The sequence below is a fragment of the Streptomyces pallidus (ex Mingjun et al. 2026) genome (assembly GCF_051550185.1).
GTDB lineage: Bacteria > Actinomycetota > Actinomycetes > Streptomycetales > Streptomycetaceae > Streptomyces.
In genome coordinates, this window is the sequence record NZ_CP196181.1 from 7,773,314 (window position 1) to 7,793,067 (window position 19,754).

The 19,754-nt window shown below is 69.3% G+C and carries 15 protein-coding genes and 5 pseudogenes; 11 read left to right on the top strand and 9 right to left on the bottom strand.

What is annotated here, in order from left to right; all coding sequences use genetic code 11:
* Window positions 1–823: 823 nt before the first annotated feature.
* Window positions 824–2,086: a beta-ketoacyl-[acyl-carrier-protein] synthase family protein gene (locus ACSHWO_RS34875; RefSeq protein ID WP_438318777.1), complete on the bottom strand. Its 1,263-nt coding sequence runs from the start codon at window positions 2,084–2,086 to the stop codon at window positions 824–826.
* A gap of 66 nt (window positions 2,087–2,152) precedes the next feature.
* On the opposite strand from ACSHWO_RS34875, the gene ACSHWO_RS34880 reads away from it, so the two are divergent.
* Together ACSHWO_RS34880 and ACSHWO_RS34885 are read left to right on the top strand one after the other, a co-directional pair.
* The gene (locus ACSHWO_RS34880; RefSeq protein WP_438318780.1) at window positions 2,153–2,779 is read left to right on the top strand and encodes a TetR/AcrR family transcriptional regulator C-terminal domain-containing protein; all 627 of its coding nucleotides are present in this window, start codon (window positions 2,153–2,155) and stop codon (window positions 2,777–2,779) included.
* 54 nt (window positions 2,780–2,833) lie between these two features.
* Window positions 2,834–3,898 (top strand): annotated as a pseudogene (locus tag ACSHWO_RS34885) (IS982 family transposase); the annotation flags it as partial.
* A 162-nt stretch (window positions 3,899–4,060) separates the two neighbouring features.
* Here the strand turns inward: ACSHWO_RS34885 and ACSHWO_RS34890 are convergent.
* Together ACSHWO_RS34890 and ACSHWO_RS34895 are read right to left on the bottom strand one after the other, a co-directional pair.
* The gene (locus tag ACSHWO_RS34890; RefSeq protein WP_438318783.1) at window positions 4,061–4,570 is read right to left on the bottom strand and encodes a CAP domain-containing protein; all 510 of its coding nucleotides are present in this window, start codon (window positions 4,568–4,570) and stop codon (window positions 4,061–4,063) included.
* Between the two features lie 576 nt (window positions 4,571–5,146).
* The gene (locus ACSHWO_RS34895; protein WP_385849846.1) at window positions 5,147–5,518 is read right to left on the bottom strand and encodes a DUF3703 domain-containing protein; all 372 of its coding nucleotides are present in this window, start codon (window positions 5,516–5,518) and stop codon (window positions 5,147–5,149) included.
* Between the two features lie 59 nt (window positions 5,519–5,577).
* Here ACSHWO_RS34895 and ACSHWO_RS34900 point away from each other — a divergent pair, with 59 nt between their 5' ends.
* From ACSHWO_RS34900 to ACSHWO_RS34910, 3 genes and pseudogenes are all read left to right on the top strand, one after another.
* Window positions 5,578–5,913, top strand: a complete 336-nt coding sequence (locus tag ACSHWO_RS34900; protein WP_361102452.1) for an ArsR/SmtB family transcription factor — start codon at window positions 5,578–5,580, stop codon at window positions 5,911–5,913.
* Window positions 5,913–6,433: pseudogene (locus ACSHWO_RS34905) on the top strand (hypothetical protein). The gene ACSHWO_RS34900 and the pseudogene ACSHWO_RS34905 overlap by 1 nt, the downstream one beginning before the upstream one ends.
* 214 nt (window positions 6,434–6,647) lie before the next feature.
* Window positions 6,648–7,361 (top strand): hypothetical protein, encoded by a 714-nt coding sequence (locus ACSHWO_RS34910; RefSeq protein WP_438318787.1) that lies wholly within the window; start codon window positions 6,648–6,650, stop codon window positions 7,359–7,361.
* A 309-nt stretch (window positions 7,362–7,670) separates the two neighbouring features.
* Here ACSHWO_RS34910 and ACSHWO_RS34915 read toward each other — a convergent pair whose 3' ends face one another.
* The gene (locus ACSHWO_RS34915; protein ID WP_385849906.1) at window positions 7,671–8,492 is read right to left on the bottom strand and encodes an IPT/TIG domain-containing protein; all 822 of its coding nucleotides are present in this window, start codon (window positions 8,490–8,492) and stop codon (window positions 7,671–7,673) included.
* A 1,248-nt stretch (window positions 8,493–9,740) separates the two neighbouring features.
* Here ACSHWO_RS34915 and ACSHWO_RS34920 point away from each other — a divergent pair.
* A pseudogene (locus ACSHWO_RS34920) lies at window positions 9,741–10,082 on the top strand (transposase); the annotation flags it as partial.
* A gap of 123 nt (window positions 10,083–10,205) precedes the next feature.
* On the opposite strand, the gene ACSHWO_RS34925 reads toward ACSHWO_RS34920, so the two are convergent.
* Entirely contained in the window at window positions 10,206–11,906 is a 1,701-nt protein-coding gene (locus ACSHWO_RS34925; RefSeq protein WP_438318790.1) for an IPT/TIG domain-containing protein, read from the bottom strand.
* Window positions 11,907–12,593: 687 nt separating this feature from the next.
* On the opposite strand from ACSHWO_RS34925, the gene ACSHWO_RS34930 reads away from it, so the two are divergent.
* The gene (locus ACSHWO_RS34930; RefSeq protein ID WP_438318793.1) at window positions 12,594–13,100 is read left to right on the top strand and encodes a hypothetical protein; all 507 of its coding nucleotides are present in this window, start codon (window positions 12,594–12,596) and stop codon (window positions 13,098–13,100) included.
* Between the two features lie 13 nt (window positions 13,101–13,113).
* Here the strand turns inward: ACSHWO_RS34930 and ACSHWO_RS34935 are convergent, their stop codons facing one another.
* The gene (locus tag ACSHWO_RS34935; protein WP_438318796.1) at window positions 13,114–13,956 is read right to left on the bottom strand and encodes an IS5 family transposase; all 843 of its coding nucleotides are present in this window, start codon (window positions 13,954–13,956) and stop codon (window positions 13,114–13,116) included.
* Window positions 13,957–14,409: 453 nt separating this feature from the next.
* Here ACSHWO_RS34935 and ACSHWO_RS34940 point away from each other — a divergent pair, with 453 nt between their 5' ends.
* The gene (locus tag ACSHWO_RS34940; RefSeq protein WP_438318799.1) at window positions 14,410–15,102 is read left to right on the top strand and encodes a hypothetical protein; all 693 of its coding nucleotides are present in this window, start codon (window positions 14,410–14,412) and stop codon (window positions 15,100–15,102) included.
* Here the strand turns inward: ACSHWO_RS34940 and ACSHWO_RS34945 are convergent.
* Together ACSHWO_RS34945 and ACSHWO_RS34950 are read right to left on the bottom strand one after the other, a co-directional pair.
* The gene (locus ACSHWO_RS34945; RefSeq protein WP_438318802.1) at window positions 15,099–15,236 is read right to left on the bottom strand and encodes a hypothetical protein; all 138 of its coding nucleotides are present in this window, start codon (window positions 15,234–15,236) and stop codon (window positions 15,099–15,101) included. The two genes, ACSHWO_RS34940 and ACSHWO_RS34945, sit on opposite strands and share 4 nt — an antisense overlap.
* Window positions 15,237–15,319: 83 nt before the next feature.
* Window positions 15,320–16,429, bottom strand: coding sequence for a right-handed parallel beta-helix repeat-containing protein (locus tag ACSHWO_RS34950; RefSeq protein WP_438318805.1), 1,110 nt, complete (start codon window positions 16,427–16,429; stop codon window positions 15,320–15,322).
* 644 nt (window positions 16,430–17,073) lie between these two features.
* Between ACSHWO_RS34950 and ACSHWO_RS34955 the strand changes: the two genes are divergently transcribed.
* Window positions 17,074–17,223 carry a hypothetical protein gene (locus ACSHWO_RS34955; RefSeq protein WP_438319353.1) on the top strand — a complete coding sequence of 50 codons (150 nt, stop codon included), beginning with the start codon at window positions 17,074–17,076 and terminating at the stop codon, window positions 17,221–17,223.
* On the opposite strand, the pseudogene ACSHWO_RS34960 reads toward ACSHWO_RS34955, so the two are convergent.
* Window positions 17,167–17,300: pseudogene (locus tag ACSHWO_RS34960) on the bottom strand (transposase family protein); the annotation flags it as partial. The gene ACSHWO_RS34955 and the pseudogene ACSHWO_RS34960 overlap by 57 nt on opposite strands.
* A 292-nt stretch (window positions 17,301–17,592) precedes the next feature.
* Between ACSHWO_RS34960 and ACSHWO_RS34965 the strand changes: the two are divergent.
* Window positions 17,593–18,843 carry an AAA family ATPase gene (locus ACSHWO_RS34965; protein ID WP_438309466.1) on the top strand — a complete coding sequence of 417 codons (1,251 nt, stop codon included), beginning with the start codon at window positions 17,593–17,595 and terminating at the stop codon, window positions 18,841–18,843.
* A 169-nt stretch (window positions 18,844–19,012) separates the two neighbouring features.
* A pseudogene (locus ACSHWO_RS34970) lies at window positions 19,013–19,754 on the top strand (Mu transposase C-terminal domain-containing protein); the annotation flags it as partial.

The following is a 19,754-nucleotide window of genomic DNA, read 5'->3' on the forward strand; positions in this document are numbered from 1 at the left end:
CGGTGGCTGGGCTGCTATCTGCGGGGCCACTCGGCGCACGTCGTCGGCGTGATACCACGTCTTACTGGCGGACCCGGTGGTGGTCATCCAGCTGTCCGTACGGACCCGCACTCCATGGGCCAGCGCATTTACATACACCGAGCGAGCACCGACGCCCGGCCACAAAGTGCTCACTTGGCGCGCTGTCAGCCAGTCGCCTTCCGATTCCCCAGCCATATCGTGCCCTTCTCGCGGCAACCAGTGACGCGGCATCACGAACTGTCCCACAGCCAGGTGTAGTTCGCCCCCCCTTCCATCGCTTCTCGGGGTTTCGACGCGTTCGGTGGCCCACCAGTCGGTGATGTAGCCGGCGGCGACTGCCCGTACAGCGGGCTCGGCGGTCCGCCCTCGCGCGCCCGGGGCAAGGCTTTCGGCGGCCTGCCAAGGTCTGGTCGGGCAGCTCCACCTCAGTCCCGCCTCCACGGGCCACCAGGCGGACGAGCCCGGTGCGGGCCAGGTTCTGGAGGTTGTGGCTGGCTGTCAGGCGTGCACTGACCGGCCCATACACACAAGCCAGGGGGAGGCGGGTGATGGCTGGACGACACCCGTCTCGTGGTACCCCCAGCCCTCGTAGAGTCGCATGGCCTTCCCGGCGCCGGCGGCGGGGTTGGCTATCAGCGTGGTGTGGACCTCCGCTCGGCTGGCCAGGAGGACGTCGTGCATGCGGCGGGAGGCGCCTATGCCCCGCCAGGCGGGGATGACGCCGATCTCCCGACGAATCTCTGACTCAGGTCACTCGGTCGTGTCCGGCGGATCATGGACGGGTGTCGGGGTGTCCGTGCGGTCATGGTGTCGTCGCGGCCGTTCGAGTGGCGGGGTGCTGCGCACCGGTGACGACGAGCGAGACGTTCTGCCCGCCGAAGCCGAAGGAGTTGCTGAGCACGGCCTCCTGGGGGGCGTCCCGTCGCTCTGTGACGACGTCGAGCTCGATGTCGGGGCCGATGCCGGACGTGGCGAGGTTGCGAGTCGGCGGGACGATACCGTGCTCCACGCTGAGGACGGCGATGAGCGCCTCGATTGCGCCGGCCGCGCCGAAGAGATGGCCCAGTGCCGCCTTGGGGGCGGTCACGGTGGCGCAGCCGAAAACCTTCCCGATCGCGCGTGCCTCGGCGACGTCGCCGACCTGGGTTCCGGTGGCGTGGGCGTTGACGTGGGCGATCTGCTCGGGGGCCAGGCCGGCTTGCGAGAGCGCCTTGCGCATGGCCGCGATCTGGCCGGAGCCGTCGGTGGCGGGCGCGGTGATGTGGTGGGCGTCGGCGGCTATGCCGGCGCCCGCGAGCACCGCGTGGACGCGCGCGCCCCGGGCGGCGGCGTGCTCGGCGCTTTCGAGCACCACGACGGCCGCGCCCTCACCGAGGACGAATCCGCTGCGGTCCGCGGCGAACGGCCGGGACGCCGAGGCGGGTTCGGCGGTGTACCGGGACAGCGCCTGCGCCTGGACGAAGCCGGCGACGGTGATCGGGGTGATCGCGGCTTCGGTCCCGCCCGCGATGACCACGTCCGCCTCGCCCGCGCGGATGAGCCTGCCTCCCAGGGCGATCGCCTCGGCGCCGGAGGAGCACGCCGAGACGGGTGTGTAGACACCGGCCTGCGCGCCGTACTCGATGCTGATCAGGGCCGCCGCCGCATTGGGCATGAGCATCGGGACCGTGCGGGGCGAGACGCGCCGTGTTCCGGCCGCCTCCAGCACGTCGTCCTCCCTCAGCAGCGTGTGTACGCCCCCGATGCCCGTGCCGATCGCGGACGCGAGCCGGTCCGGGCCCACCCGTGGGGCACCAGCGTCGGCCCATGCCTCGGCCGCCGCGACGAGGGCCGCCTGCTGCGAGCGGTCGAGCCGCCTCGCCCGCACCGGCGACAGGGAATCGGCCGGGTCGGCCGCCATCATCCCCGCGACGACGTCGGGAAGGCCGAGGTCCTGGTGGCTGGGCAGGACACCGCCGCGGATGCCGGACCCGCCAGCGAGCAGGGCGTTCCAGGTGGACTCCACGTCCTTGCCTAGGGGTGTGATCGCGCCAAGTCCGGTCACGACGACTTCGGTCCGGTGCATGCCTCTCACCTTTCTTGTATGCGATACAAGCGAACGAGGTCTTGTTGTATCACATACAATTCAGGTGTGGAGAAGAAGCGAACCGAAGCCGGGGCGACGCCGACCCGATCACGCGACCGGGGGCGCGCGACAAGGCGCCTGCTGATCGAGGTGACCGCACAGCTCTGCGGGGAGCGGCCCGGCGCCGAGCCGAGCGTCGCGGAGATCGCGAAAGCGGCGGGTGTTTTCCCCAACCAGGTCACCTACCACTTCGGGTCCAAGGACGCGCTGCTCGTGCACGCAGCCTTCCTCGGCCTGCTGCACGACGCCCGGAGAGTCGAGCGCATCGGCCGGCAGGCCCCCAACGCGGCGGCCTTCCGGCGCAATGTCGCCCGCGCCGTACTGGCCATGCCCTCACTCCCGTCGGCCGCGCGAGCGCTCGCCGCGGCGATCTCCAAGCCAGAGCTCGCCCCCGTGGTCGACCGGCATCTCCAACTGCTGTTCCGGCAGTCCGAGCGCTTCGTGGGCCAGCTCGTCGACAGCCGCGACTGGCAGACCCGCCGACCGCTCGGCACGGAGGCCAGGACATTCTGGAGCACCGCGCTCGGCGCGGTGCTCCTCGTCCGGGCCGGGGCGCACGGCACCTTCGCCGACCTCGACCTCGCCGGAGCGCTGACCGTCCACGACGGACCCCGGGCACGACTAGATGAATGAGTCCGATGTTTGTGCTGGCCGCGACCATGGCGAAGGGCGCCCGTTGGCTCGTGTGTGACTACCAGCCTGGACGCCCTTCTGGCCGCACTGTACGTGTTCATCGACGACCATGTGGCCCCCCGTCGCCGGATTGGGCGACCCCCGAAACTGACGGACGCCGAACTGCTGTGCCTCGCGGTGGCCCAGGTCCTGCTCGGTTTCCCCTCGGCCCGGCACTGGATCCGCTTCGCGCACGCCCGGCTGGGACACCTCTTCCGCTACCTGCCCCAGCAGTCCGCCTACAACAAGCGCCTGAACGCCGCAGGTCCTCTGATCAGCCACGTGATCGAGGCCGTGGCCCGGCAGGTGCCCACCTGGAACGACGACCTGCGGCTGATCGACTCCACCCCGCTGCCCTGCGCGGCCTCCCGCGAGACCGTCAAACGCTCCGACCTGGCCGGCCACTGCGGATACGGCTACTGCTGCAGCCACTCCCGGTGCTTCTGGGGCTTCCGGCTCTACCTGGTCACCACGGCCGAGGGCATGCCCGTCACCTGGTGCCTGGCCAGCCCGAAGATCGGCGAGCGGGAGGTGATGGCCGCGCTGCTGGAACGCGACCGCCACCTCGTGCGGGCCGGGCAGGTGATCCTGGCCGACAAGGGCTTCGCCGGGAAGGAGTTCGAAGGGTTCTGCACCGAACGCCTCGGCGTGCACTTGGTGCGGCCGGACCGCAGGGACGAGCCCGCCCGGCACGGCAAGACCGCCCGAGTCCGCCAGTGGATCGAGGCCGTCATCGGCACCCTCAAGGGCCAGCTCAGCCTCGAACAGCACGGTGGCAGAACCCCTCTCGCCGTCGAGCAGGGGCAGAAGCCTTTGTCGGTGGTGATCACGGCCGGGCAGCGGGGTGACTCGCCGCAGTTCGAGCCGGTCCTGGAGGCGATCCGGGTGCCGCGGCTCGGGCTGGGCAGGCCGCGCAAGCGCCCGGACCGTGTCCGTGCCGACAAGGCGTACGACTCCCGCAGCAACCGCTCCTACCTGCGCAGACGCGGAATCGAGGCAACGATTCCGGTGCCTGCTGACCGGGTCCGCAACCGGCTCAAGCGCGGATCGCGGGGCGGGCGGCCGCCGAAGTTCGACAAGGACGACTACAAGCAGCGGCACGCGGTCGAGTGCGGGATCAACCGCCTCAAGCGCCACCGGGCTGTCGCTACGAGGGGTACGACAAACTCGCGGTCCGCTACGAAGCGACCGTGCTGGTCGCAGTCATCAACGAATGGCTGTGACCAGCACTTTCGCACCAGGCTAGTCGCCTTGGAGCCTGCCGAAGCTTACGACGGTGAACCACTGATTATTGGGGTATACGAGGGCAACGCCGGCTCGGGTGAAGGCGCAGTTGGAGATGGCTGCGCGGTGCGGAGGACTACCCCACCAGTAGGTCATGCTGTCCGCTACATGCTGATCTTGCGTTTTGGCGGTGGTGTCAACAAAGGCGATTTCGCCGATGTGCGTGGCTGGTGCGAAACCGGCGGCCGCAATGCGTGAGGGGGCTGTGCTGCCGTCTGAGCCGGGGTGGGGCCAAGGCTTGTTGCGGACTTCCGGGTGGTCGCGAAGGTCTACGACGTACTTGTCGGCGGCGATGCGCAGCTTCTCGTCGCCCTTGACCTTGGGGCAGCCGACGGATTCCCGTTTCTGGTTGACGGCATCTAGAACAGCCTGGGAGGACCCAGGGGCGCCTGGGTCGCACGAGCCAGCTGAGGTGAGGAGGGCCGTGGCCATGACGAGTGTGGTCGTGCAGGCGATTTTGCGGTTCATGCGTTCTCCAGGCCAGTGCGTCGTGGGCCCCGTGAGGTGACGCTGCCAAACGGAGCGAGATGCCGCTACATCAGGCGGCCGGTCAGACGAAGCCGTCCACCCAGACTCAGTGCCCTCAATGTGAGCTGCTGCGCGTCGTCCGAGGGCGACAGCATCCCCGCCGGCAGGGGGCGGGCTGCTGTCCTCGGACGTCGAAAACTTCGTCACCGGGAAGGTATCTGGGACATCACCGGCCGGGCAGAAGGCTCTGGCCGACGGCAACGAGCTCCCGCCCCGACCGAAGGCCGGCACCGGAGCGACGGCCCGCGCCGGGTTCAGCCCGCACACCGTCGCGGTGACCGACACGCCCCTCGCCTACACCGACACTGTCCCCGGCAGCCGGGAGTACCTGACCGACTGGCAGGTAAAGGCCAACCCCGCCCTCAAGGAGACCAGCTGTCCTTGAAACCGACGCCGTTCTCACCGTGCCGACCAGCGAGGTCCGCCTCTTCGAACTCGACAACGGCACGACGTCCCAGGCCCCCCTCGCAGTTGTGAGTGCTTGCTTCCGGGCGGGCGGCGTGCATGGATCGGGTTCTACGGTCGCAGTGCGACGCCGGCCTCGCGGAGCAGGGTGGCGAGGTCGTCCGGGATTGGCATCGGGGTGGTGAGTCCGGCGCGGGTGCGGCCGGTGTTGCCGTCCGGGTACTTCCCGGCCGCCGAGCCGGGAGCGGCCACGACCAGGCGCACCAGCTGGCCGAGGGCCTCGTGCAGGTCGTGGTCGCGCAGGGCGAGGCGGAGCATTGCCCAGTGGGTGCGGGTGTGGGGCCACGGCCAGGGCTGGGACAGGATGTGGGCCCGCTCGGCGGCCCGCCATCGCTCCGCCGTCGGCCCAGGCGCGCGGGCTGCGGACATCTCGGCGGTGAACGCCTCAAGCAGGTGGGGCGGCATGGGGACGCGGCGGGACACGGCAGACCTCCAAGAGTTCAGGATTTCTTGGATTCAAGCATCCGTGTATCGTCTTGTCCATGCTGACCCTCGCGACCGATCTCGACGCCCTGACCCGCTTCGGCCGGGCGCTGGCCGACCCGATCCGCTGCCGCCTGCTGCTCGCGCTGCGCGAGGCCCCGGCCTACCCCTCCGACCTCGCCGACGCCCTCGGCATCTCCCGCACCCGGCTGTCGAACCATCTGGCATGCCTGCGCGACTGCGGCCTGGTCGTCACCGTCCCCGACGGCCGGCGCACCCGCTACGAACTGGCCGACCCCCGCCTCGGCCACGCGCTGGACGACCTGCGCAACGCCGTCGTGGCCGTCGCCACCGACCGCACCTGCGTCGACGCCGACGACAAGGGGTGCTGCTGATGACCGCGATATCCCTCGGGCCCAGCCCTGCCCGCCGCGACCTCCTCGCCCGCCGAATACGCTCCTGGTCGCCAGCACCGCCCTGATCGGCTTCGGCCTCGACTCCGTCATCGAGGTCTCCTCCGCCACCGCCGTCGCCTGGGTCACCGTCGACGCCGTCCGTGCGCTCACCGGCACCGGGGAAGCCGAGCGGTCGGTCCCCGGCATCGTCATCGCCGCCCTGTCGCTCGCGGTGATGCCGTTCCTGTCAGCCGCCCAGCGCCGCGCCGGCCGGGAACTCGGCTCCGCCTCCGCGGTCGCCGACTCCAAGCAGCCCAAACGCGTACCCACGCTCGCCCAGGAGCGGGCCCTCGATCAGGCGATGGCGGCCCGGCAGACCTGCGGCGAATGCGGCCGTCGGTTCTGCATCTGCCTCTCCAAGAAGCTCGGCTGCTGCCTGGAGTGCCACGACGGCACCCCTGTGGACCCGAGCAACTGCATGACCGGCCCGGCGCCCACCGCGCACCGACTGGCCGCGTGATCCGAACCCCGTCCCGGCCACACCGGCCGGGACGGGGCCGAACCATCCGGGCGGCCACAGCACCAGCAAAGGCCAGCCGCCCGCTCCCTCACCCTTCGAGCTCAGGCGAACCGCATGACGCACCGTTCCGCCGACTTCGCCGCCCTGCTCGGACTGACCCGCGCCAAAAGCGCCATCGGCGACTACCCCTTTCCAGAACGACTTCTGCGCCCGCGTGAAGGGCGCCTCCGACAAGCACCCGGTCACCGAGAAGGAGACCACCCACGGCACCACCGACGGCCGCAAGGCGTGCCTGCACCACTGCCTGACCTACGTGGCCACGCATGCGATCGTCGCCGGGCTCGGCGCCCGCGCCCTCGGGATCCGGGTCCACGCCGCCGCGGCCGCCGCCGCGCTCGCGGTTTCGCTCGGCATCCACTACGCCGCTGACCGGCGCGTCCCGGGCAAGGGCCTGCTGGAGAAGCTCGCCGACAAGACCGGCCCTGGCCGTAGGGGCCCCGTTCTTCTGTGGGGGTTTCGGGCGGTATGGCAACTGCGGTCTCCCGGCCGTCAACTCCCTGGTATGCCGGGCCCTGTGCCGGGCGAATCTGCGTGCAGTCCTGCCGGGGGCCCCGCTACTGGCGAGGGGGACACCCTGGTGGTGGGCGGCACCCCCTCACGGCTGGCTGTTCTCCAAGACGGCCGCTGTCGTCCACCATGGCGGAGCCGGCGCGACGGCTTCGGCCCTGCGCGCCGGAAGGCCCTGCCTGGTCTGCCCGTTCTTCACGGACCACCCGTACTGGCCGCATGGGTGTACGAGCTCGGCGCGGGGCCCGCCCCCCCCTGGCGGCCGCTGAACTCATGGTCGCAGCCCCCCGCCCGGCGCTTCCTGGCCCTCGCCCTGCGCGCCGCCTGCACCCGCAGCGCGCGCAGACTCGGCCGGCTCTGAGGGGCGAGGACGGAGTTGGCCGGCTCTGAGGAGCGAGGGCGGAGTTGGCCGTGCCTGCCGGATCTTCAGCTGATGCGGAGCTGACCGCATGTGACCACCGGCTTCACTGAAGGGCAGTCGAGGGCTGGGCCGGACCGGCCGGCGTCAGCGGTGCCGCCCGCCTCCAGGGGTGCGTGCTGGCCCCGACCGCACAGACGCAGCGGGCACAGCCGATCTGCGGGCCGGACCGGCCGGTGCTGCACTGCAGCCGCTGGGCGGGACGTGCCGGTGGCCCGGCCGGAGGGAGGCCGGGCCACTGGCTGGGCGCGGTCAGACGTAGGTGAACCCACCCGTGACGGTGGCGCTTCCCGAGGGGGTGGTGACCGTCACGGCGACATTGCCGGCCGCTCCGGCAGGAGTCAGGCCGACGAGCACCGTGCCGTTGGCGGTGACGACGACACTGGTCGCCGGGGTGCCGCCGAAGGTGACGCTGGCGCCGGTGAGGTTCGCGCCGGTGATCACGAACGGCGTTCCGCCGGCGATCGTCCCGCTCAGCGGGGTGATGGCCACCACGATCGGCGGGGGCGGCGCAACGTAGGTGAATCCGCCGGCCACGGTCGCGCTGCCGGCGGGAGTGGTGACCTGGACGGTGGCGTTGCCGGCCGTTCCCGCCGGAGTCACACCGGTCAGCAGGACTCCGCCGATCACGTTGACGCTGGTGGCCGGAACGCCGTTGAAGGTGACCGAGGCGCCGGTGAGGTCGGTGCCGACGATCGTGAACGGCGTTCCGCCGGTGGTCGGCCCGCTCGTGGGGGTGATGGCGAAGACGGCGGGCGGCGGAGGCACCGCAGGCCCGAGGTAGGTGTAGCTGACCGGGTTGCTGGCTCCCGCAGGGGTGGTGACGACCACGGGGACGTTGCCGGGCGCGTGGGGCGGTGCGGTGACGGTGAGCAGGATGCCCGACGGGTCTTGCGAGACGATCGTGGCCGGCGTACCGCCGAAGGTGACGGACGTCGCCCCGTTGAGGTTGAGGCCGACCAGCACGACGGTGTTGCCGCCCGAGGTGGGCCCGAAGCCCAGCACGGCGGCGAACAGCGTCGGCTGCGTCAGGATGGGAGTCAGGGTCAGGCCGGAAAGCAGTTCTGCGGACATGTACGTCTCCTGAACGCGAGTCGCTGGTGTTGTTCGGTGGACGTCCGCGCAGGCGCACGCTGGCCGGAGTCGCCCGGTTCTGGGAGCGGCGGCGCCGTGTGCCATGCGTGCGGTGGATGACGTGGGCCAAGGCGAAGGGGTCACGGGAACCCGCGTGTGGCTGCGGACTTCCGGGTGGATCACCGTACGGCCTGCTGCCTGCTGCCTGAGCGAGGCAGCGGGGGAGAAGCCGAAACGGCCCTTCGAGGCACGTCAGCGGACATCCGAGATGTGGCTGTCCGGCGTGGATGGGCGGCCTACCGGTACTCCAGTAGTAGAGGCGACGCATCCGCCAGGCAAGACTCCCGCATGAGATTCACCCGTTCGTGGAAGCGTGTCACCTTGCCCCCATGCCCCACGGGTGCCGAACGTCAAGGCAAGCACCCCCGGTGCCGACCGGACGCGAAGCCGCACCGCGCTCCGCGCCCCGGCCCCTGAGGAGGCAGACCGGCATCCGCCGCAGCCTGCCAGCCCCCCGGGCAGGGCCGGTTGCCACGAGTCCGGAACCCAAAACCCTCGCGGCTCGCACCCCCAAGGTCCGCGCACACCGAAAAGGCCCCCTGCGGCTGCGCAGTACCAGAAAAGCGGAAAAACCGTCCCGCACGAATATGGCTGAAAAACATCGGGCGAAACAGGCCGCCCGGGTAAACTAAAGGCCGGCAGCCGCCGCCCTGCCGAGCCCACTGAACGCTTTCGGCTGAGGCGAAATGATTATCGCAGAGCGTTAGGCCATTCAGGTAGCAGTCTGCGGGCAAGTGTTGCCGCCATATGCCCCGCCACGCGATAACAGTTGCATCCAATGAGTGGCCGCCCATCCTCTCCAGGGGAGTGTAAGCCCGCCCTTCTGCATGCCGGCCTCGTGCCGGACCGCAGAAAGGGCAGGCCGCCACGATGGGCACCCGGCGAGAGGAATTGGATCCGTCAGCCGGCGTCGGCCGGCGTCGGCTGACGCGTAAATCCCCCCCCTTGATCGGCGCGCCGCGGTGCGTCGCCGCTTCCCAGATCCACGCCCGCCTCGACCTCCCGAAAACGCTCCGGTGACGCACAGCGGGCTCTCATGGAACGCCGCCCCATTCAACCCCCAGCCCCCCATGAGTCAGCGACCTCACGCACCGTTTCGGCCCGCGCCCACGGGCCGCTTTACTCGCCGCCTCGAACCGCCCGACGCCAAATGTCGGCGTACACGCGAAGAAAAGTCCGTACGCCGACATCACCGACCGGAACGGACTGCCGATCTCACTCGGCATCTCAGGCGCGAACATGCACGACAGCCTCGGCCTCGAGCCACTCGTGCGGGGCATCCCGCCGATCAGGTCCCGGCGAGGACCTCGCCGACGGCGCCCCGGCAAGCTCCACGCCGACAAGGGCTACGACTACGACCACCTGTGCCGATGGCTCCGCCAACGCGGCATCCGCCACCGCATCGCGCGCAAGGGCATCGAGTCCTCAAAGCGGCTCGGCCGTCACCGATGGGTCGCCGAACGGACCGTGTCCTGGCTCGCTGGCTGTCGCCGACTCCACCGCCGCTACGAACGCAAGGCCGAACACTTCCTCGAGAGAACGGCTCGATCCACTTCATCATCCGCTGAGATCACCTACTCGTGCCCGTTGTCGGTCGCCGTCCGTGGCACTGGGAACAGCCCAGGGTCGCGGAGGGTCTGCGTGCCGCAGGTGTCAGAGGGTGGGTTCGGCGACGTAGGTGAAGGATCCGGTGGTGGTGCCGCCAGGGGTGGTGACGGTGATGTCGAGGGTGCCTTCTTGTCCGCTGGGCGGGGAGGTGGCGATGAGCGTGGTGTCCGAGACGGTGGTGAAGGCGGCGGGGGCGCCGTTGAAGGTGACCTCGTCGGCGGCGGCCAGTCCGGTGCCAGTGATGGTGACTTGGGTGCCGCCGGCGGTGGGCCCGGTGCTGGGGCTGACGCCGGTGACGGTGGGTGTGCTGAGGTAGGTGTAGAGCAGGCCCTCGGCGCGTCCACCGGGGGTGATCACGGTGATGGCGACGCCGCCCGACACGGGGGTCCCGACTCCGGCCGGTGTCCTGACGGCCAGCTGCGTGTCGGAGACCTTCTGGATGACGGCTCGGCGGGGCCCGAAGTACACGTCGATGGCTCCCGCGAGGTTGCGGCCGGTGATGGTGATCTCCTGGTCGCTGCCGGCGACGGGACCTGCGGCGGGGCTGGTGCTGGTGAGGGCGGGGACGGGGCGGTAGTAGAAGGTTCCGAGGGTTCCGGTGCCGCCCGGGGTGGTGACCGAGACCGGAACGGCACCGCTTCCGGCCGGGGCGGTGACGGTCAGCGAGGTGTCCGTGTTGGCGGTGACGACGGCCGACGCGGTGCCGAAGCGGACGGAAGTCGCGTTGGCCAGGTGGTGGCCGGTGATCGTCACGGTGGTGCCGCCGGCCGTGGATCCCTGGTCCGGGATCACGCTCGTCGCCATGACGCCCACGCTGCCCGAAGCGTTCTCGGTCACGTAGGCGTAAGTCCCGCCGGGGGTGAACACGATGCACGTGGGGCCGTCACCGACGTCGATGTTCTCCACAACCGTGTGGGTGGCGGTGTCGATCACGCTCACCGTGTCCGGCTCGAAGTTCGCCACGAAGGCGTGAGCGCTGTCGGGACTCACCGTCACCAGGCGCGGCTGCGAGCTGACGCCGACGGTCGCGGTCACCGTGTTCGTCGCGGTCTCGATGACGCTCACCGTGGAGTCACCGACGTTCGTGACGTAGACGTGAGCCCCGTCGGGCGCTGCGTTGACCAGGATGGGGTTGGGGCCGACCGGGACGGTGCCGGTCACTGTGTCGGTGGCGGTGTCGATCACGCTGACCGTGTTGGAGAACAGAGACGCGACGTACACCCGCGCCCCGTCCGGCGTGACGGCCAGACCGATCGGCGCGCCTGCGACCGGGACGGTGCCTGTGACGGTGTTGGTGGTGGTGTCGACCACACTCACCAAGTCCGAGTTCTGCACGGACACATAGGCGTGGGCGCCGTCAGGCGTGACCCCCACCACCGACGCGCCTGCCCCGACGGGAACTTCCGCGACGATGGTGTTCGAGGAGGTGTCGATCACGCTGAGGAGACCGTCGGTGTTGACGCTCACGTACACCCGCGTGCCGTCCGGGCCGGCCGCGACGAACGTCGGCCCGGTGCCGGTGGGGATGGTGTGAGTGACGGTGTCGGTGGCGGTGTCGATCACACTCACCGTGTTCGAGCCCCGGTTGGCCACATAGGCTCGCGTTCCGTCGGGCGTGAGGGCGATGCCCTGGGGCGCGGTCCCGACCGCGATCGTCGTTCCCGACGCGAACGGGAAGACACCCTGCGGGGAACCGTGAGCCGGAAGGGACTGCGGATGCGCAGACAGCGACGTCGAGGTGTCCATGACACTCCTTGAGACAGGCGAGAGAACTCCTCCCGCGCGGAGATGCCTGCTCCACCGGATGGGCCGACCGTGAGCAGCGCCCGGCCGAAACCGGGCGGCGCGTTGCACACGCTTGAAGGCGAAATACCCCTGACGGAAATCGCGTTAACGTCATCCGCTAATGTCGGATTTCCTGACAGACATTCAATCAACGTGTCTGCCACCGGGCATAAGACCGTGTTCTACGTGGTGAGGTGGCACGCGGGAGGGCTGGCGTCGACGGCGAGAGTCCAGGTTGCGGTCGTTCCCGTGCCGGCCAAAGGTGTCAGAGTCCACTGTTCCACCAGGACTGAGACACCTGGTGACCCGGTCGCGTACGGCCAGGAGCTCGCCGCCATCAGCCACCACCAGACCGAAGCCACAAACGCGCGGTTCCCGTCTTCCAGGCCCTGGCCGCCGTCGGGACCGGACACGCATCGCTCCCATGCTCCTCGCGTCGGAGAAGCAGCCGAGCGCGGACGACCTTCTGGTCCTGAGCGGGAATGAGGACAGGATGAAGAAGGGCCCGTCGGCCTCAAGACCATCGGAGGCGAGGGAGGCCATCCTTAAAGAGCGTTTTGTCCCGGCAGGGCTGTTTGAGAAGTCGACGGTTGGTCGCCGCTCGCGACTGCATTGATCAGAGGAAGGCACCACTGGCAAGATGACGTCATGTTCGATTTCGGCATCGCGGGCTACCAGCCAGCATGGTTGGACAGCCGTGGTGACGTCGTTCAGGAACATGGGCATCGTCTGCGAGGTCTTGCCGGCCGGACGCTCACGAGAGTCTGGATGGTCTGGGACCTCAAGGACGACGAGTGGTTCTGCGACTGCCCGGTGCTGTTCGACTTCGATGGCCAGCAGGTCGAGATCAACCACCAAAAGCTGGGCGATCTCTCCCTGACGTGGAACATGATCGACCCCACCCGTCCAGTCCGGTGGCCCGGCTTCGACCTGCAGTGGCGTCCCGAACCTCTTCCCGAGCTGCAGGCTCTGAGGGGGCTGCCGCTCAAGGGGGCCGAACTGCTCGAATGGATGGGCGGGGACGTCGCTCAGGGAAACGTCGACATCAGCTTCGCCTTCGACACGGGTCGCGTGACCGTCTTCAACGCACTCGACGAGAACGGGGTGAGCTTTGACCCTCCCGGTCCGAGCCAGCGCCTCTACCCGTTCCATTGACGCACTCGGGGGTTCAGGTATAGCGCCAGTTCGGCGTGGATTCCCTGGTCAGCCGGCGGCTTATCAGGTCGACCATCGCCAGCTTGATCATGGCTTCGGAGCGGTGCGGTTGGGTTTCGTAGTCGCGGGCGAGGCGGCGGTGGTGCATGAGCCAGCCGAACGTTCGCTCCACGACCCAGCGCCGCGGAAGAACCTTGAAGCCCCTCTGGCCGGGATCGCGGTGGACGACTTCGACGTCGATGCCGAGACGAGCGCCGTGGTCGATGGCCTTGGTGCGGTAACCGGTGTCGGCCCAGGCTTTGGTGACGTGCGGATGAGCCTGGGCGATCTGCGAGAGCACCTGGATGCCGCCGGCGTTGTGGGAGACGCTGGCTGCGGTGACCAACACGGCCAGGAGGAGGCCGAGTGTGTCGACGCCGATGTGACGTTTGCGGCCGACGATCTTCTTGCCCGCGTCGATGCCCTGGCCAACGGCCGGGACGTTCGCGGAGGTCTTGATGCTCTGGGCGTCGAGGACGCAGGCGCTGGGCTCGGCGTCGCGGCCTTCTGCTTCCCGGACCAGTCGTCGCAGGAGACCGTTGAGCTCGTCGAAGACCCCGTCCTTCTGCCAGGCGGCGAAGTAACCGTAGACGGTTTCCCACGGGGCGAAGTCGTGCGGCAGGTACCGCCAGGGGATCCCGGTCCGGTCGACATAGAGGATCGCGTCCATGATCCGACGAAGGTCGTGTTCGGGCGGCCGGCCTATGTCCAGCCCCTTCCCTCTCCGTTCGGCCCGCCAGGCTGTCAGAGTTGGTTCCAGCAGTTCCCAACGGGCATCGGACAGGTCGCTCGGATACGGCCGCTGTCTGCGAGGCATGTTTCTGTAGTACTGATCGCGGCCCTCCCGCCACAGGGCGCAAACAGGCGCGACCGGGGGCGTGTCGGGATCAGACGGGAGCGAAGAGATCGAAACGGACTCTCGAAGGCCATCACCCGCCCCACCTGCCATAGCAGAAACCCACTGCCTCATCCGACCCGAAGCGGCCCGCCACCTGAACTGCAATGAAGCACCTACAGCGGGATAAAACGCTCTTTTAAGCAGCGGCTCGATCGCGGGCAACCGCGGATTGGCTTTGTTAGCGAGTTTCGGCTACGCAGCCAGCACGTGCTGGTCGCGACCGTGCTGCGGCGGCCTGGAGGGCATCTGCCCCTGACCGAACTGGTAAGTCTGGCCAGATAACCCGCGCGGCGCCAAGGTAGCGACGGGCGACGCTCTGAACCAGCTCAAATCCCCGCCACCCGCCCGCACCCCGTACCTACGCTCCCCGGCATGACACCGACAACGATCCTCGCCGCGACCACGGCACCCGCGCCGGCTCCGGTCGCGCCGAGCCCGAGCTACGTCCCGTTCCTGATCGGTGCGCTGGTCACCATCGTCGTCACCATCGTCATGGGCGCGGTCAACGTCCGCTCCACCCGCCAGCTGACCCGCCTCACGCTCGACGAACAGCGCGCCCAGCCCAACGCGAAGGCCGACCACGACCGGGCCGCCAACCTGCGCACCGCCCAGCACACCGCATACCTTGCGTTCCTGAAGGACATCAGCGCCCTGCTGGTGGCGTGCGACGTCTACTCGGCCGACCCTGCGGACCTGGAACCCGGCCGCTGGGAAGGAACCGAGACCGACGAGACCTCGGAGCTTCCCCAGCCTCTCCGAGAGCGCGCCGGGAAGGTCCGCGAGTCACTGGCCGAAGTCCGCCTGGCCGGCGGCCCCAAGGTCGGGACGCTGGCCAGGGCGGTGTTCGGGCAGGTTCTCCGCCTGGCCGACCAGGGCGTGAGCGTCGCGCACCAGCGGTTCCTGCGGGCCGCCGTCCCGGACGACGACGTACGAGGCGCCGACCACGCCGATACCCAGCTGGCTGAGTACCTGCACGCATACAGGATGGTGCGTGCCGAGTACGCCGAGGCCCGCCGGGTGTTCCTCGCGACGGTCCGGGCGCAGCTGTGGGGGCCCGACGCCTAGTACGGTCGTGCGGCCCGCTGGTCATACAGGGCGAAGGCGGCCTGCACCACCGTCATCGTCGTCATGGTGATCATGAGCAGTGCAGCAACGTGGCCGGTGAGACGGATCTTGGCAACGGTGTCGCCCCTCTCCATGACCTCGCAACATCTCCAGCTCAATCAACGACTCGCAGTCACACACCATGAAGAGGCTCAGGCGCTGGTGCTCATCGGCCGTTCTACGGCTGCACGGTCACCGTGGCATTGAAGCCGCAGCACTCAAAGGTGCGTACTGGCGCCCCCGACGTTCCCTTGATACGCACCCCGTCGAGCAGCACCTGCGTGTCGGCCGAGGCAGCGACCACCGCGACGCCCCCGACGCCGCCGTCGATCCGATCCTTGCGGACCGTGAACGAACCGTCCTGCAGGGCCATGCCGAAGTACGAGCTCCGGGTGATGTCGTTGTGCCCGATGCTGTCCGATCCGCCGACAGCGTAGATCCCGACGTGGTTGCCAATGAGGCGGTTGTGCTCAATTACCGTGCCCGTGCCGGCGGCGATGCCCACATGCTGGGTCTCGCTGAAGAAGTCGGGGCCGCAGGCCGGATCTGGTTCCCGGCACTCGTTGCCGCTGATGGTGTTCCGGGTGACGCGCCCGACCGCGCCCAAGAGGAACCCGATCCCGTCCGTTGACAGGAGCGGGTGTCCGGTGACGGTGCTGTTGACGATCGTGGCGCTCGACCCCTGGTTGAGGACGGTGACGGCCGAGCCCTGGTAGTCCGAGATCTCGGAATCGTGGATCGTCACCGAACCTGTTCCGACGGGGAAGTCTCCGACGAAGACGGCGACCGCGCTGCGGGCGCAAGGCGCTGCGGGCGTGTCGGTGATGTGGGTGACGCGAGCGTGACCAAGGTCGAGCCGGGCACCCCCCAGCACGCGGATGCCGGACCCGAGTGCGCCGTCGCTGCACGTCCCGGAACCTGGTCCGCTGACGGCGAGCTGCGACAGCGCGACGGACGCGCCGTTGTGGATCTCGACAATCGAAGTGCCGCCGTCCTCGCCGGCGACCAGGGTATGCGGAGCAAGGATCGTCGTTTTCCTGGCGCCCGAGCCGGTGATTGACACATTCTTGTCGATCACCACCTGCTCTCGGTATACACCGGGCCGGACGCGGATCCGGTCTCCGGGCTGGGCGGCATCGACTGCGGCCTGGATGGTGGGGTAGTTCTTGGGGACTAGCAGCTCGTGCGATGGGTTTGCTTGGGCCGACAGCGGAACCAACTGCCAGACGGTCGCGATGACGACACAGAAGCCCAGGCGTGCGGCCGTCCTGATACGTGGGATTGCCATTCCGTTCCCGCTCTCGTGCGGTACTCCGTGAGGCCACGGCATGACCGTGGCCTGCCTGCCAACTGCGCAGGCAACGTATCCACGGTTTGGCGTGCGCGCACTTACGGACACCTTAATAGCGGGCCCGCTTCCCACTGACGGACGACTGATACATCCGCTCGGAGCGTCATGGAGGCACCAGTGGTCTAAGTCTCCCGACATCGACTCAACGGTTCAAATGTCATGGCTAGCTCAGACACAGGCACTGAACCTTCCGAGGACCCGTACGGCCCTGGCCCTCCGGCCCCTTGAGCCGGCCAGAGCGCAGCGTCCACTCCCGCCCCGTCCACAACGATCCGTCAAGCCGGTGCGGCTCTTCTCGATAGCAACCCGCCGCAGGCCTTGACGGAGGAGATCTGACGTCGTGCCATGAGAGGACACACTGCGACGGGGGATGACACGGTGGCGGCAGAGGGACACGACGGGCCCAGTGGCGAGCCCGAGAGCCACAATGAGGTCCCGCAGGGCAGCGCTCCGAAAACCCCACCTGAAAAAGGCAATTGGGCTGGCCATGTAGCTGTGATCGTCCTGGCTCTCATCGTCGTAGCTTTGGTCGTCCTGGCTCTCATCGTCTTAGTGATGATCGTGAGTGCGGCATCTGGCGATTGCTCTCCTCACTGCGGCAGCATCACGCCCTGGCACTGATCACCGAGCTGTCCGCGGACCTGGCCGCCGCCGCGCTGGTCGCCACCACCGGTTCGCTGCTGCGGCGCCATCGCCGGGGCGTTGCGGTCGACGATGCGGCCGGCAGCTGACTTCGATACTCCGGACAGCGGCGCCAACTGCCGCAGCGGAGGTTGGCCCGCCAGTATGCGGCGACCAGCAGGACCCGTCCTCCAGCGTGTGAGTTGGGGGTGTGGTGGCGGGGTTTGGGCGTCATCGCTGCGTGATGGGTTTCTGGCCTGGTACAGCACGGTTCCTGGGTCTGTGATGGCTGTCATGGGTTGACCAGGGGGCTGCCATTGGCCGATAGCACGTGGATGGTGTGGCTGTCACAGGGTTGAAAGTTCCTGTGTTCGGGGTGGCTTGCTTGGGCTGTGCTGGTGGGTATGGCTGCTCGGTCGGGTCGCGGTGTACGTGGTGAGGCAGGGGCTTCGGTTGCGGGGTCTGGTGCGGGTCGGGGTGTGGTGGTTCGGCGTCTGCTCGCGGTGGAGGAGTCGGGGGTTGTATCGCGGCTGCATGTGAAGGTCGCGGCGGAGCTTGCCGGGGTGTCGGAGCGGACGGTGTGGCGTTGGCTCGCTGAGGGGCGGGCGGGGCGGATGGAGGCGAGGCCGCGCGGGGACGGGTTCGCGTTGAGTGATGCGTTGTGGGCGGTCCTCGCGGAAGAGGGCGGTAACGTCTCCGGCTTGCATCGGCGGATAGAGCGGGCACACGCCGATGGTGGGCTGGAGGAGTGGGGTGTCGGGCGCGTCCCGTCTCTCTCGACGCTCCAGCGCGTGGTGCTCCGTGATCTGCGGGCGGGGCGGGTGCTGGAGGTGGCGAGGCCTTCCCGGAACCGGGTCGAGGCCAGCCGGTATGAGCGGGTTCTGGCCGACCTGAAGCTGCAGCGGGCGGGTGAGGGTCTGCCGGTGGTGGACGCGGTTTCGGAAGTCCCAGCTGTTGCCGAGCCGGACGAGGGGAAGACCGGTCCGTCGCGGGGTGGGGTGCGGCTGTTTGTGCCGGGTGCCCGGGTGGTGTCGACGGCCGGCGTTGCTGCTGTGGTGGAAGCCGCGGGGCACACCGTGGCCGCGCGGGGAATTGGGTGTGTGTTCGGGGAGCCGGGGGTGGGGAAGACGGTGGCCGTGCAGCAGTCGCTGCATCTGCTGCCTGATCGGGTGCCTGTATGGCGGGCGGTGGTCGGCGTGAAGCCGGGCCTGCCGCAGATGCGCGCTTCGCTGCTGGACGCGCTCGGGCTGGCGGCGGGTTCTCTCTCGCACCGGGCGCAGTCGGCGGACCGCGCCCTCGGAGAGGCGCTGCGCAGGCCTGGGGTGCTGTTCCTCGATGACGTACAGCGCCTGTCCCCGCCGCTGCTGGACTACCTGCGTCTGCTGTGGGACGAGCCGGGTACGGCTGCCGCGCTGCTGTTGTGTGGGGCGGGTGCGGAGCGGGTGATCGCGCGGGCGCCTGCGTTGCGGTCGCGGGTGCTGACCTGGCACCAGGTTCCCGGCCTGGACCAGGAGCGGCTCGCAGAGACGCTGGCGATGTTCCATGACGTGTGGGAGGGCGTCGAGCCGGCGGACGTGGGATGGGCGGATGCGACGGTTGCGCGGGGCAATTTCCGTACCTGGGCGAAGATCACCTCCCATGTCTACGCCCTGTCCAAGCGAGGCAGGGACGTACGCGTGGACCGTGTGTTGATCGAGCAGGCCTGCGCCCGGCTTGGCCCCTACCCGTAACGGCCGACGGCACAGGATCGAAAAGGGAGACCAACAGCGGGCGGCAGGGAGCGGTTCCATGATCAGTTCATCCGAGGCGGGAGCGTCGGCACCGCTGGACGTGCCAGAGCCGGTGCCTGAGCTCCAGGGTCCGGCGCTCGCCGCGTTGCGCGGTGCTGTGGTTCAGCGGCTGCTGCGGCTGCGGGCCCAGAGGCGGCTTTCACGGGGGCACGTGCGCCTTGCGGGGGAGTGTCTGGGGGTGTCGGAGCGGACGGTGTGGCGGTGGCTCGCGCAGGCTGACGCCGAGCCCCGTATGGCGGCCCGTCCGGGGGCGAGAACGGTGGACCGGTTCGAGGTGACGTCGCAGGTGCGGGTGCTCCTGGCGTACTGGCGGGGCAACGCCTCGGCGGTACACCGGCAGCTGGTGGTCCGCGCCCGTGCCGCAGCCGGTGATCTGGTCACCGCGGTGCCAGGCGGGGCGCCGATGGAGGCGGTTCCCTTGCTCGATCCGGTGCCGTCGTTGTCGACGTTCCTGCGCGCGGTGCGCCGTGACCTGACCGCGGGCGAACGCGCGGGCCTGGCCCGGGGTCCGGAGGCGGCCCGGGCTCACGATGTGTTCGGGCGCAGGCCGAGGCTGTGGCGGAACCACACCTGGGAGTCCGACCACGTCCAGGCGCCGCTTGTGGTCGACGCGGACGGGGAGCTGGTGCGCCCGTGGGTGACGTGGTTCATCGATGTCGCGACGAAGGCCATCACGGGCACCGCAGTCACCCCCGGCCATCCCTCAAGGGCCTCGATCCTGGCGGCTCTGCGCGCCGCCGTGCTGCGCACCGGCCCGTACGGGCCAGCGGGCGGCATACCCGAGCACGTACGCGTCGACCGCGGCCGGGACTTCCTGTCGAAGACCGTCCTGGGCGCCTTCACCGACCTGG

Bases quoted from the DNA above. Each gene is read 5' to 3' on its own strand.
- ACSHWO_RS34890 (WP_438318783.1), bottom strand. From the start codon at position 4,570: ATGAACCGCAAAATCGCCTGCACGACCACACTCGTCATGGCCACGGCC.
- ACSHWO_RS34915 (WP_385849906.1), bottom strand. From the start codon at position 8,492: ATGTCCGCAGAACTGCTTTCCGGCCTGACCCTGACTCCCATCCTGACG.
- ACSHWO_RS34930 (WP_438318793.1), top strand. From the start codon at position 12,594: ATGTTCGATTTCGGCATCGCGGGCTACCAGCCAGCATGGTTGGACAGC.
- ACSHWO_RS34940 (WP_438318799.1), top strand. From the start codon at position 14,410: ATGACACCGACAACGATCCTCGCCGCGACCACGGCACCCGCGCCGGCT.
- ACSHWO_RS34945 (WP_438318802.1), bottom strand. From the start codon at position 15,236: ATGGAGAGGGGCGACACCGTTGCCAAGATCCGTCTCACCGGCCACGTT.
- ACSHWO_RS34900 (WP_361102452.1), top strand. From the start codon at position 5,578: ATGCTGACCCTCGCGACCGATCTCGACGCCCTGACCCGCTTCGGCCGG.
- ACSHWO_RS34935 (WP_438318796.1), bottom strand. From the start codon at position 13,956: ATGCCTCGCAGACAGCGGCCGTATCCGAGCGACCTGTCCGATGCCCGT.
- ACSHWO_RS34875 (WP_438318777.1), bottom strand. From the start codon at position 2,086: ATGCACCGGACCGAAGTCGTCGTGACCGGACTTGGCGCGATCACACCC.
- ACSHWO_RS34950 (WP_438318805.1), bottom strand. From the start codon at position 16,429: ATGGCAATCCCACGTATCAGGACGGCCGCACGCCTGGGCTTCTGTGTC.
- ACSHWO_RS34925 (WP_438318790.1), bottom strand. From the start codon at position 11,906: ATGGACACCTCGACGTCGCTGTCTGCGCATCCGCAGTCCCTTCCGGCT.